Here is a 12,550-nt window from a genome sequence, read left to right on the forward strand (position 1 = left end):
GTACGGAACGCGGCATCTCATCCGTATCCCCGCGCAGGCGGGGATCCAGGGCCCAGTAGGACGACGGTTGCGCTCGATACCCTGGGCTCCTGCCTTCGCAGGAGCACGAGGATTGGCGGGTGAAGTCTCGCTGAAGCTTATCTCCCAGAACGCAGAACGGCGCGCGTACCGCGGGGTACGCGCGCCGTTTCTGTTTCGCTCAAGAAAACGCTTATTCCTCGAACGCACCCACTTCGCTGCGGCGGCCGATCAGGAACGCGTCGGCCACGTGGCGGAACGGCGACAGGTCGACGTCGCTCTCGCGGCGATCGAGCAGGTCGGCGAAGCGGCGATAGAGGCGGGCGTATTCGGGCTCGTCGCCCACGTCCTGCTCGACGCCGTCGACGAACATCTTGGACGCGCCCATCGACAGCTTCAGGTGACCGCCGTCGGTCTCCACGTCCACGTCCCAGGTCTGCGGCCCGCGCTGGTCGAAGTCGAAGAACACGTCGACCGGAACGCCCGCGGTGTCGGTGAACGACAGGTCGGCCGCGATCGGCGCCGGGCGGTTGGACGGGAAGCGCAATGCCGCATCCTGCAGCAGCAGGGGGCGCGGCAGGATCTGCGTGATCACCGACAGCGCGTTGATGCCCGGATCGAACACGCCGATGCCCGGCTCCCAGATCCAGGCCTGACCCGGATGCCAGACGCGCACGTCCTCCTTCCAGTTGACCTCGACGCGGCGGATCTCGCGCTCGGCGAGCCAGGCCCGCGCCGGCTCGACGCCCGCGGCCTCGCGCGAATGCCAGGTCGTGAAGAGCACGCGGCCGGCCTCGCGCGCCAGGCGCACGAAATCCTCGGCTTCCGACAGGGTGGCGGCCGGCGGCTTCTCGATCATCACGTCGAGGCCGTGTTCCAGCGCTTCCTCGATCAGCGCGAGGCGGCCGCGCGGGGGCGTGCAGATCGAGATCGCCTGCACGTCGGGCACCGCCTGCATCATCTCGGTGATGGTGCGGAAGCCCGGCACGCCTTCGGGCGGGGTGTGGCCGGTCACGGCTGCGACCACCGAGAAGCGCTTGTTGGCGGCGAGATGCGGGATATGCTGGTCGCGCGCGATCTTGCCGATGCCCGCCAGTGCGATGCGGATCGTGCCCGCGCCAGCCTCGGCAGCTTCACCGGTGATGTCGTGGGATTCCAAAGCCGTAGTCAATCCGCGTTCCTCCGCTCCGGGGGACGGCAGCGCACCGCCGGTCCTGGTCGATAACTCCGACATATCGGCGCAGCGGCGGCCGATCAATCGGCCGTGTTCCACCAACCCTGCTTTTCGGGCGGTGCATGCCCCTTGTTCCCGCCCCCTCCGGCCCGCTAGGTTGCGCCCGGGATCGTGCCCAGCCGCAGCGGCAAAGGGGCACACCCGGGTAAGGAGAAGGGCTTGCGCGAACAGGTGCAGGAGCTGGAACGGCGGCGTGCGGCCGCGCGTGCCGGCGGCGGCGAGAAGCGGGTGGCCGCGCAGCATGCCAAGGGCAAGCTGACCGCGCGGGAGCGGCTCGACGTGCTGCTCGACCCCGGCAGTTTCGAAGAGCTCGACATGTTCGTCGAGCACAATTGCGTCGATTTCGGCATGGCGGATCAGGTGATCCCCGGCGACGGCGTGGTGACCGGATCGGGCACCATCAACGGCCGACTGGTGTTCGTCTTCAGCCAAGATTTCACGGTGTTCGGCGGCTCATTATCCGAGCGCCATGCCGCCAAGATCTGCAAGGTCATGGACATGGCGATGAAGGTCGGCGCGCCCGTGATCGGCCTGAACGACTCCGGCGGTGCCCGCATCCAGGAGGGGGTGGCCTCGCTCGGCGGCTATGCCGAGGTGTTCCAGAGGAACGTGCTCGCGTCGGGCGTGGTGCCGCAGCTGAGCCTCATCATGGGCCCGTGCGCGGGCGGCGCAGTCTATTCGCCGGCGATGACCGACTTCATCTTCATGGTGAAGGATTCGAGCTACATGTTCGTGACCGGCCCCGACGTGGTGAAGACCGTCACCAACGAAGTGGTCACCCAAGAGGAACTGGGCGGCGCCGTCACCCACACGACGCGCTCGTCGGTGGCGGACGTGGCGTTCGAGAACGACATCGAGGCGCTGCTGGCGGCGCGCGACTTCATCGACCTCTTGCCCGCGTCCAACCGCGTCGAGGCGCCCGAGCGGCCCACGGAAGACCCGTGGGATCGCATCGAGGACAGCCTCGACACGCTGGTGCCGCCGTCGGCCAACCAGCCCTACGACATGCACGAACTGATCCGGAAGGTGGTCGACGAAGGCGACTTCTTCGAGGTGCAGCCCGCGCACGCCGCCAACATCCTGACCGGCTTCGGCCGGATCGAGGGGCGGACGGTGGGCTTCGTCGCCAACCAGCCGACCGTGCTGGCGGGGGTGCTCGACATCAACGCGTCCAAGAAGGCGGCGCGGTTCGTGCGCTTCTGCGACGCGTTCGAGATCCCGATCGTCACCTTCGTGGACGTGCCGGGTTTCCTTCCCGGTGTGGCGCAGGAGCACAACGGCATCATCAAGCACGGCGCCAAGCTCTTGTTCGCCTATGCCGAGGCGACCGTGCCCAAGATCACCGTCATCACCCGCAAGGCCTATGGCGGCGCCTATGACGTGATGGCGTCCAAGCACCTGCGCGGCGACCTCAACTATGCCTGGCCGACGGCCGAGATCGCGGTGATGGGGGCCAAGGGTGCGGTGGAGATCATCTTCCGCGGCCGAACGCCGGAGGAGATCGCCGAGCGCACCGCGGAGTATGAGGCGCGCTTCGCCAACCCGTTCGTGGCGGCGTCCAAGGGCTTCATCGACGAGGTGATCCAGCCCCACGCCACCCGCCGCCGCATTGCGCTCGGCCTGCGCAAGCTGCGGGGCAAGCAGCTGGAGAACCCCTGGAAGAAGCATGACAACATCCCGCTCTAGGCGTGCGGCACCGGCCAAGTCGGCCGGCGGCGGACGGTTCCTCGCTACGGCGATGGTGGCGGGGGTGACGCTCGGCATGGGGGCGCTGCTGCTGTGGCCGCGCGATGGCGAACGCAGCGAACCGGCACCGTCCGCGGTGGCGCCCAAGCCCGCACCTCCTGCCGCCGTTGCGTCGCCTACAGGGGTGCGCGCGTTGCCAGCCGCCGAGCAACTCGCGCGCGCTGCCCGGACGGTATTCGGGCCCACAGGCAAGGCAAGCAGCGCCGGGGAAGGCGGCCAGGTCGTCACCACGCCGGCACGGCTGGTGTGGCGCGGCGACACCGCGGTGCTGATCAGCACGGCCGAGATGGTGGACGGTTGCCACGGATGCACGGGCGGACTCGACATCGCCTATCTCAAACCGGCGGGGGATGGCTTCACCCTCGTCCAACGTTGGCCGGATGCGGTTTCGGGATCGAGCTGGGGGGCGCCGCCCGGCGAATGGTCGGTCTCCGACAAGTTCGGCGCCAATCCGGTGATCTATGCAAGCGGCGGCGGCACCTGGCAGGGCTATACGTGCAGCGTGTTCACCCTGACCGAGCTCGGGGCGGGTGGCCCCGTCGGCCTGGTATCCGTGCCCGAGGGCTATGACGACAGCGGCGCCGGCACCACGCCTGCCACCACCTTGGAGGGCAAGATCGCCAACATCGTGCCGGGCCGCGGGTTCGACGTGCACTACACGGGCACCCAGAGCTTCACCGATCATTATGTCCGCCAGGGCGACAAATATGCCGTGCGCGGCGAGACGCGGATGCCGACATGCTAGGACGTCTGAACCATGTCGGCGTCGCCACCCCCTCGATCGCGCAATCGGCGGAGCGCTATCGCCTGCTGTTCGGCGATGCCGCGGTCGGGGAAGCCTTCGACCTTCCCGCACAGGGCGTGCGCGTCTGCTTCGTGGATGTGCCGAATACCCAGGTCGAGCTGATCGAGCCGTTGGGTGCGGACTCGCCGATCCACGGCTTCCTCGCGAAGAACCCGGCCGGCGGCCAGCATCACCTCTGCTACGAGGTGCCCGATATCCACGCCGCCAAGGCGTGGTTCGAGGCGCGGGGCATGCGGGTGCTGGGCGAGCCGCGCATCGGCGCCCACGGGACGCCGATCTTCTTCGTCCACCCCAAGGACATGGGTGGCGTGCTGACCGAAATCATGGAGAGCCCCCGTGGCGAACATTGAGCCACCCCAGCCGGGCGAGGACTCCGGCGCCGCCCCTGCGCCGCGCGACCTGCCCGTGAGCGACGGCACCGGCAGCCGCAGCCTTGCGGACTGGCAGGCGCTCGCCGCCAAGGAAGTGAAGGGCCGTGACCTCGACTGGCACACGCCCGAGGGGATCACGGTCAAGCCGCTCTACACCGCCGAGGATGTCGTGGCCGATCCGGGGCTGCCCGGCTTCGCGCCCTTCACCCGCGGCGTGCGCGCGTCGATGTATGCCGGCCGCCCATGGACGATCCGCCAGTACGCCGGCTTTTCGACGGCCGAGGAATCCAACGCCTTCTATCGCCGCAACCTCGCCGCCGGGCAGAAGGGGCTGTCGGTCGCGTTCGATCTCGCCACCCACCGCGGCTATGACAGTGACCATCCGCGCGTCGTCGGCGACGTCGGCAAGGCGGGCGTCGCGATCGACACCATCGACGACATGAAGATCCTGTTCGACGGCATCCCGCTCGATCAGATGTCGGTCAGCATGACCATGAACGGCGCGGTGATCCCGGTGCTCGCCTTCTTCATCGTGGCGGCAGAAGAACAGGGGGTCGCTCAGGAAAAGCTGGAAGGCACGATCCAGAACGACATCCTCAAGGAGTTCATGGTCCGCAACACCTATATCTACCCGCCCGAGCCGAGCATGCGGATCATCTCGGATATCTTTGCCTACACCTCGGCGCACATGCCCAAGTTCAACAGCATCTCCATCTCCGGCTATCACATGCAGGAGGCGGGGGCGACGCAGGTGCAGGAGCTCGCCTTCACCATCGCCGATGGCATGGAATATGTCCGCTATGGTGTCGCCTCCGGGCTCGACATCGACAAGTTCGCCGGACGGCTGAGCTTTTTTTTCGCGATCGGCATGAACTTCTTCATGGAGGTGGCGAAGCTGCGCGCCGCGCGGGTGCTGTGGCACCGGGTGATGACGCAAGCGGGCGCCAAGGACGAGCGCTCCAAGATGCTGCGCACCCATTGCCAGACCTCGGGCGTGTCGCTGACCGAGCAGGACCCGTACAACAACGTCATCCGCACCACGATTGAGGCGATGGCGGCGATGCTGGGCGGCACCCAGAGCCTGCACACCAACGCGCTCGACGAAGCGATCGCGCTTCCCACCGACTTCTCCGCCCGCATCGCCCGCAACACCCAGATCGTGCTGCAGGAAGAGACGGGGATGACCAAGGTCGTCGATCCGCTCGGCGGCTCCTACTACGTCGAGAGCCTCACTCAGCAGCTGGTCGACCAAGCCTGGGCGATCATCGAGCGGGTCGAGGCCGAAGGCGGCATGGCCAAGGCGGTCGCCGCCGGCTGGCCCAAGGCGATGATCGAGGAGGCCGCCGCCGCCCGCCAGGCACGCGTCGACCGCGGCGAGGACGTGATCGTCGGCGTCAACAAATACCGCCTCGCCAGCGAAGACCCGCTCGAGACGCTGGAAGTCGACAACACCAAGGTGCGCGAGGCGCAGATCGCCCGCATCGCCTGTGTCCGCGCCGGCCGCGACGAGGATGCGTGCCAGGTGGCGCTCGACGCGCTTCGCCGGAGCGCGACCGGGGACGGCAACCTGCTGGCGCTCGCAGTCGAAGCGGCACGCGCCCGCGCGACGCTCGGCGAGATCTCGGCCGCGATGGAGGCGGGCTTCGGCCGCTACGGCACCACGCCGGTACCGGTGAAGGGCGTGTATGGCGCGCCTTATGCCGGGGACGACCGCTGGGCGCAGGTGGTGGCCGGCGTCGCCGCGGTCGAGCGCCGGCTGGGGCGCAAGCCGCGGCTGCTGGTCGCCAAGATGGGGCAGGACGGGCACGATCGCGGTGCCAACGTCATCGCCTCCGCGTTCGGCGACATGGGCTTCGACGTGGTCTCCGGGCCGCTGTTCCAGACGCCGGAAGAGACGGTGGTGCTGGCGATCGAGAGCGGCGTCGACGTGGTCGGCGCCTCCAGCCTGGCTGCCGGGCACAAGACGCTGATCCCGGAGCTGATCCGCGGCCTGCGCGAGGCAGGGCGGCACGACATCAAGGTGGTGGCCGGCGGCGTCATCCCGCCGCAGGACTATGACTATCTGCGCGACGCGGGCGTGCAGGGCATCTATGGACCCGGCACCAACGTGGTCGAATGCGCGGCGGACGTGCTGCGCCTGCTCGGCCACAACATGCCACCTGCCGGACTCGAGGACGCCGCCGAATGATCGACACCCTTCCCCAGCACGCCGCGGACGTGCGCAACGACTGGACGCGCGACGAGATCGCAGCGCTGTTCGACCTGCCGTTTCCCGAACTGCTGTTCCGCGCCGCGGAAGTGCATCGCACCAGCCATCGCGCCGACGAGGTCCAGCTCTCCACCCTGCTGTCGATCAAGACCGGCGGCTGCCCGGAAGACTGCGGCTATTGCAACCAGTCGGTCCACGCCGAGACGGGGCTGAAGGCGACCAAGCTGATGGACGTGCGCGCCGTGTTGCAGTCGGCGGCGCAGGCGAAGGACAATGGCTCGTCGCGCTTCTGCATGGGCGCTGCCTGGCGCAATCCCAAGGACCGCGACATGCCCGCCATCATCGAGATGGTGAAGGGCGTGCGGCAGATGGGCATGGAAACCTGCATGACGCTGGGCATGCTGACGCCCGACCAGGCCGCGCAACTCGCCGACGCTGGGCTCGACTATTACAATCACAACATCGACACTTCGCCGGAACGCTATGGCGAGGTCATCACCACCCGCAGCTTCCAGGAAAGGCTCGACACGCTCGACCACGTCCGCGGGGCCGGCATCAACGTGTGCTCGGGCGGCATCATCGGCATGGGCGAGACGCGCGAGGATCGCGTCGGCTTCATCCACGCCCTGGCGACCCTGCCGCACCATCCCGAGAGCGTGCCGGTGAACGCGCTGGTGCCGGTGAAGGGCACGGTGCTGGGCGACATGCTCGCCGATACGCCGCTCGCCAAGATCGACGACATCGAGTTCGTGCGCACCGTCGCGGTCGCGCGCATCACCATGCCGGCGAGCATGGTGCGGCTGTCGGCGGGCCGCGAGAGCATGAGCGATGCCACCCAGGCGCTGTGCTTCCTGGCCGGCGCCAATTCGATCTTCACCGGCGACAAGCTGCTCACCACCGGCAACGCGGGCGACGACAAGGACGCGGCGCTGTTCGCGCGCCTGGGCCTGCGCCCGATGCAGGCGGAGGCACCGCGGGTGAAGGAGGCGTGCGGATGCTGCTGATCGTGCTGGCACGGAGATAAGACGCGTGCGGAAGGTCCAGCAAGCAGCGGGCCTTCCGCAGCGGCAGGAACTGCCCTGGGATCGTTGAGGACGCGACACCGTTGGCCAGATCGGGAGTGAGCCCGGCGACGGCGGTGCGCGTGAAGGAGAGTGAATGCTGGTGACCCTGTTGGCCGCGGCGAATGCCGCGCGATGTGCAACCCTCCGGACGCAGGCGGCGGAACTCCGGTCCGCTGCCGCACGCACGTCGCTCGTCGGGCAGGAATAGGCCCATGTTCACCAAGATCCTGGTCGCCAATCGCGGCGAGATCGCCTGCCGCGTGATGCGAACCGCCAAGCGGATGGGGATCGCCACGGTGGCGGTCTATTCCGACGCCGATGCCGACGCGCCGCACGTGCGCATGGCGGACGAGTCGGTGCGGCTTGGCCCGGCCCCGGCGGCGGAGAGCTATCTTCGCGCAGACCTGATCCTGCTGGCGGCCAAGGAGACCGGCGCCGACTGCATCCACCCGGGCTACGGCTTCCTGTCCGAGCGCGCCGAGTTCGCGCGCGCCTGTGCCGAGGCCGGCATCGCCTTCGTCGGCCCGCCGCCGGAAGCGATCGCGGCGATGGGCGACAAGATCGAGTCGAAGAAGCTCGCCAAGGAAGCGGGCGTGAACGTCGTGCCGGGCTTCCTGGGCGAGATCGCGACGACCGAGGATGCGGTGCGGATCGCCGGCGATATCGGCTACCCGGTGATGATGAAGGCCTCGGCCGGCGGCGGCGGCAAGGGGATGCGGCTAGCCTGGAGCGAGGCCGATGTGCGCGAGGGGTTCGAGGCGACCAAGCGCGAGGGGCTGGCGAGCTTCGGCGACGACCGGGTCTTCATCGAAAAGTTCATCCAGAGCCCACGCCACATCGAGATCCAGGTGCTGGGCGACCAGCACGGCAACCTCGTCTACCTGGGCGAGCGCGAATGCTCGATCCAGCGCCGCCACCAGAAGGTGGTGGAGGAGGCGCCCTCGCCGTTCGTCACGCCCGAGATGCGCCGCCGCATGGGCGAGCAGGCGGTGGCACTGGCGCGTGCGGTTGGCTATTTTTCGGCCGGCACCGTCGAGCTGATCGTCTCGGGCGCGGACCCCACCGGCGAGAGCTTCTACTTCCTGGAGATGAACACCCGGCTTCAGGTCGAGCACCCGGTGACGGAGGCGATCACCGGGCTGGACCTGGTGGAGCAGATGATCCGCGTCGCCGCCGGTGAGCCGCTGGCGTTCGGTCAGGACGATGTCACGCTGACGGGCTGGGCGATCGAGAACCGGGTCTATGCCGAGGATCCCTATCGCGGCTTCCTGCCCTCGACCGGTCGCTTGGTCCGCTACCGGCCGCCGCCCGCCCGCGACGGCGTGCGCGTCGATGACGGCGTGCGCGAGGGCGGCGAAGTCAGCATCTATTACGACCCGATGATCGCCAAGCTGGTCACCCATGCCGATACGCGATCGGCCGCGATCGACGCGCAGGTGCATGCGCTCGATCGGTTCGAGATCGACGGCTTGGGCACCAACATCGACTTCCTCTCGGCGCTGATGCAGCATCCGCGCTTTCGCGAGGGCGCGCTGACCACCGGCTTCATCGCCGAGGAGTTCCCCGAAGGCTTCACCGGCGCCGCACCGTCACCGGAGCTCCAGCGCCGGCTCGCCGCCATCGCGAGCGTGCTCGACGCGACCTATGCCGCGCGCGCCGCGCGCATCGAGGGGCAGTTGGGCGGCCCCATCTCCCCCGCCACCGATCGGGTCGTGACGCTCGGCGACGCGCGCTTCGAAACGCGGGTGGAGCCGTTCGAAGGCGGGCAGTTGGTGCTGTTCGCCGACGGCGGCACGGTCGAGCTGGTGGGCCATTGGCGGCCGGGCGAGCCGCTGTTCGCGGCGATGCTGGACGACGAGCCCCTGGTGGTGCGGGTCGCCCGCATCCGGGGCGGCTGGCGCCTGATCGCGCGCGGCGCCGCACATTGCGTCGGCGTGCTGCCGCCGCACGTCGCGGCGCTCACCCGGCACATGATCGAGAAGGTCCCGCCGGACTTATCGCGGCTGCTGCTCTGCCCGATGCCGGGATTGCTCACGCGCCTGCACGTGGCGCCCGGCGACCGGGTGGAGGCTGGCCAGCCGCTCGCGGTCGTCGAGGCGATGAAGATGGAGAACATCCTGCGCAGCCAAAAGGCCGGCACGGTGAAATCGGTCAACGCCGCCGAGGGCGAGAGCCTGATGGTCGACGCCGTGATCCTGGAACTGGAGTAGCTCAGGCTTCTAGGAAGGGTGCCGCGACTTCCGGCGGCACCCGCAGGATGCGGCCCGTCTCCCGGTCGACGATGGCCCAGGTGGTCTTCGCCTCCACCCGCACGCGGCCGTCTTCGCCCACGAAGCGCATGTGGCGATCGAACCGAGCCCCGCGCGGGGGCTCTGCGATCCAGGTTTCGGCCGTGACGCTTTCGCCTTCGCGAACGTTGCCGCGATAGTCGATCTCGTGCCGGGTCACGACCCAGACATAGCGTTGCTGGTGTTCGGCCGGGGCCACCGCCTCCCAATGCGCCGTGGCCACGTCCTGGATCCAGCGCACCCAGACGGCATTGTTGACGTGCCCGAGCTCGTCGATGTCGGCCGGGCCGGCGGTGATGCGGGTCTTAAAGGGCGCCATGCGGCGTTCCTACCAGCAGCCCGCCGGCGAAGTCGATCCATGGGTGGGCGGCTGCCCTCCCGGGCAGCCGCCAGGCCTCAGGGCTTCATGGTGCTGGCGGCCAGGGTGGTGACTGCGGTCAGCTTGCGATCGGTCGCATCGTGGCCGATCGCCACGCGATAGCGGCCACCCGCGATCCGCCATCCCGGGAGCGCCGTGTCATAGTCTGCCACGATGCGCGGCTCGGCCGTGAGCGTGACGCGCCGGGTCTCCCCGGGTTTGAGCTCGATCCGCTGGAACGCGGCGAGCCGCATCGGCTCCTTCGCCCCTTCGCGCACGACGTAGAGCTGCGGCACGTCCGCGCCCGCACGCTTGCCGGTGTTGGTGACCTCGACGGTGACGCTCAGCGTGCGGCCGCCGGTGACCTTGGGCTTGCGATAGGCGAAGCTGGTGTAGCTGAGGCCATGGCCGAACGGGAACAGCGGCTTCAGCGCCTTCTTCTCGTACCAGCGATAGCCGACGTCCGCGCCCTCCGTGTAGTCCACGGGGAAGCTCTGGAACTGGAAGTTGCCGGCATTGGCGGGGTTCGCCGCTGCCTGTGCTTCCAGCGAGTTCATCGTCTCCAGGCCGACGGGGTTGGGACGCGGCGGCTGGCCGGCGCTGGCCGGGAAGGTGATCGGCAGGCGTCCCGAAGGATTGACCTTGCCGGTGAGGATGTTGGCGATCGCCTCGCCGCCGCGCTGGCCGGGATACCAGGCCTGTACCACCGCTGGCACCTTCTCGATCCACGGCATCAGCACCGGGCCGCCGGTCTCCATCACCGCCACCGTCTTCGGCTGGGCGGTGGCGATCGCGTCGATCAGCGCGTCCTGGTGATCGGGCAGGCGCAGGTCGGGCACGTCCTGCGCCTCGGTCGTCCATTGCGTCGCGAACACGATCGCCAGGTCGGCGGCCTTTGCAGCCTCTACGGTCGCGTTGAAGTTGCGCCCGTCGACATAGTCGACCTGCACGCCCGGCAATGCCTTGCGGAGTGCCTCGAGCGGGGAGGAGGCATGATAGGTGATGCGCGCGAACGAGGATGCCGCGCCATAGGCGAGCGGCACTTCGACTGGGGCGCCGCCGACCGAGCGCACCTGGCTCGATCCGCCGCCCGAAAGCACGCCCACGTCCGCGTTGCCGCCGATCACCACGATGCGCTTGGCGCTGGCGGCGAGCGGCAGCAGGTTGCGCTCGTTCTTCAGCAGCACGATGCCGGCCTCGGCCGCGCGCTGTGCCACTTCGGCATGCTGGTCGTAAGAGATGGCCTCTGCCGTCGCTGGCATCGGCGCATCATAGGCGCCGGTCTCGATCAGGCCGGTCAGGTAGCGGATGACCATGTCGTCCAGCCGCGCCACCGGTACCTCGCCGTTCTCGACCGCCTGCTTGAGCGGCTTGGCGAAGAACAGCGCCTTGTCGAGTTCCTGCCCCGACTGCTGGTCGAGCCCGGCATTGGCGGCCTTGGCGGTCGAATGCACCGCGCCCCAGTCGCTCATCACCCAGCCGCGATAGCCCCAGTCGCGCTTCAGCACGTCCGTCAGCAACCGCGGGTTCTCGCACGCCCAGTCGCCGTTCACCTTGTTGTAGGCGCACATGACGGAGCCGGGGCGGCCCTTCTCGATCGCGATTTGGAAGGCGAGGAGGTCGCTCATCCGCAGCGCCTTCTCGTCGATGCGCGCGTCGACGACCATGCGGCCGGTCTCCTGCGCGTTCAGTGCGAAGTGCTTGACGGTGGAGACGATGCGGTTCGACTGGACGCCGGCGATGTGCGCGCCGCCCAGCAGGCCGGCAAGCAGCGGATCTTCGCCCAGATATTCGAAGTTACGGCCGTTCCACGGATCGCGGGTCAGGTTGACGCCGCCCGCCAGCAGCACGTTGAACCGCTTGGCGCGTGCTTCGGCGCCGATCATCGCGCCGCCTGCGCGCGCGATCTCGGGATCGAAGCTAGCGGCGGTGGCGAGCCCGGAGGGGAGGGCGGTGGCAACATCGCCCTTGCGCTGCTCGACCTGGTTGGCGACGCCGAGCGACGCGTCGCTCTCGCGCACCAGCGGCACGCCCAGCCGCGGGATGCCGTCGATATGGCCGGCGGAGGGAATCAGCTCGTTCTTCGTCTTGCCGTTGGCCATGGGCGGGAACAGCCCGTGCACCAGCGCGATCTTCTCGTCCGTGGTCATACGCGCGACGACCGCCTCGGCCCGCGCACGCGCATCCCCTGCGGGAGCGGGCGAAGACGCCGCCTGCGGCTCCCGCGCGAGCACCGCCGGCGCGGCCAGGCCTGCCAGGAGCGATCCTCCGAGCAGCAGGCCATGAAACTTCAACATCCTCTTCCCCTTCTCGTGGTGTGGCGCGCTTCGGAGCAAATTCATCGTCCGCGCGCAATGGCTGTGCTTTTCAGAGCACAGGTTGGGAACGTTCTCAACAACGGTATCGCTCACACTTTCAGCGACACGGCATTGCTGCTTGACAACCGTTCGCCTGCTC

Annotated in this window: 9 protein-coding genes; 6 read left to right on the forward strand and 3 right to left on the reverse strand. The window is 68.6% G+C overall.

Translation table 11 applies throughout. The annotated features are described in order from the left end of the window. Positions 1–211: 211 nt before the first annotated feature. Complete coding sequence (locus EDF69_RS04880; RefSeq protein ID WP_425336589.1) at positions 212–1,189, reverse strand: Gfo/Idh/MocA family protein; 978 nt, start codon at positions 1,187–1,189, stop codon at positions 212–214. Positions 1,190–1,411: 222 nt separating this feature from the next. Here EDF69_RS04880 and EDF69_RS04885 point away from each other — a divergent pair, with 222 nt between their 5' ends. From EDF69_RS04885 to EDF69_RS04910, 6 genes are all read left to right on the forward strand, one after another. Further along, positions 1,412–2,938 (forward strand): acyl-CoA carboxylase subunit beta, encoded by a 1,527-nt coding sequence (locus tag EDF69_RS04885; RefSeq protein ID WP_132882415.1) that lies wholly within the window; start codon positions 1,412–1,414, stop codon positions 2,936–2,938. Continuing rightward, a complete protein-coding gene (locus EDF69_RS04890; protein WP_132882416.1) occupies positions 2,919–3,743 on the forward strand; it encodes a hypothetical protein in 825 nt (274 codons plus the stop codon). Before EDF69_RS04885 ends, EDF69_RS04890 begins: the two co-directional genes overlap by 20 nt. Then, positions 3,737–4,153: a methylmalonyl-CoA epimerase gene (gene mce / locus EDF69_RS04895; protein WP_132882417.1), complete on the forward strand. Its 417-nt coding sequence runs from the start codon at positions 3,737–3,739 to the stop codon at positions 4,151–4,153. Before EDF69_RS04890 ends, mce begins: the two co-directional genes overlap by 7 nt. 55 nt (positions 4,154–4,208) lie before the next feature. Continuing rightward, positions 4,209–6,362 (forward strand): methylmalonyl-CoA mutase, encoded by a 2,154-nt coding sequence (gene scpA, locus EDF69_RS04900; protein ID WP_132882491.1) that lies wholly within the window; start codon positions 4,209–4,211, stop codon positions 6,360–6,362. Continuing rightward, positions 6,359–7,387, forward strand: a complete 1,029-nt coding sequence (bioB, locus tag EDF69_RS04905; RefSeq protein ID WP_132882418.1) for a biotin synthase BioB — start codon at positions 6,359–6,361, stop codon at positions 7,385–7,387. The genes scpA and bioB overlap by 4 nt, the downstream gene beginning before the upstream one ends. Positions 7,388–7,659: 272 nt before the next feature. Further along, positions 7,660–9,657, forward strand: a complete 1,998-nt coding sequence (locus EDF69_RS04910) for an acetyl-CoA carboxylase biotin carboxylase subunit (RefSeq protein ID WP_204991316.1) — start codon at positions 7,660–7,662, stop codon at positions 9,655–9,657. Position 9,658: 1 nt separating this feature from the next. Here EDF69_RS04910 and EDF69_RS04915 read toward each other — a convergent pair whose 3' ends face one another. Then, positions 9,659–10,054: an acyl-CoA thioesterase gene (locus EDF69_RS04915; protein ID WP_132882420.1), complete on the reverse strand. Its 396-nt coding sequence runs from the start codon at positions 10,052–10,054 to the stop codon at positions 9,659–9,661. Between the two features lie 77 nt (positions 10,055–10,131). After that, positions 10,132–12,390 carry a beta-glucosidase family protein gene (locus tag EDF69_RS04920; protein WP_132882421.1) on the reverse strand — a complete coding sequence of 753 codons (2,259 nt, stop codon included), beginning with the start codon at positions 12,388–12,390 and terminating at the stop codon, positions 10,132–10,134. Positions 12,391–12,550 lie beyond the last annotated feature (160 nt).

Source organism: Sphingomonas sp. JUb134 (assembly GCF_004341505.2).
Classification (GTDB): domain Bacteria; phylum Pseudomonadota; class Alphaproteobacteria; order Sphingomonadales; family Sphingomonadaceae; genus Sphingomonas.

Excerpts from the sequence above, each read along its gene's own strand:
- EDF69_RS04920 (WP_132882421.1), bottom strand. The coding sequence starts at position 12,390 with ATGTTGAAGTTTCATGGCCTGCTGCTCGGAGGATCGCTCCTGGCAGGC.
- EDF69_RS04915 (WP_132882420.1), bottom strand. The coding sequence starts at position 10,054 with ATGGCGCCCTTTAAGACCCGCATCACCGCCGGCCCGGCCGACATCGAC.
- mce (WP_132882417.1), top strand. The coding sequence starts at position 3,737 with ATGCTAGGACGTCTGAACCATGTCGGCGTCGCCACCCCCTCGATCGCG.
- bioB (WP_132882418.1), top strand. The coding sequence starts at position 6,359 with ATGATCGACACCCTTCCCCAGCACGCCGCGGACGTGCGCAACGACTGG.
- EDF69_RS04910 (WP_204991316.1), top strand. The coding sequence starts at position 7,660 with ATGTTCACCAAGATCCTGGTCGCCAATCGCGGCGAGATCGCCTGCCGC.
- EDF69_RS04890 (WP_132882416.1), top strand. The coding sequence starts at position 2,919 with ATGACAACATCCCGCTCTAGGCGTGCGGCACCGGCCAAGTCGGCCGGC.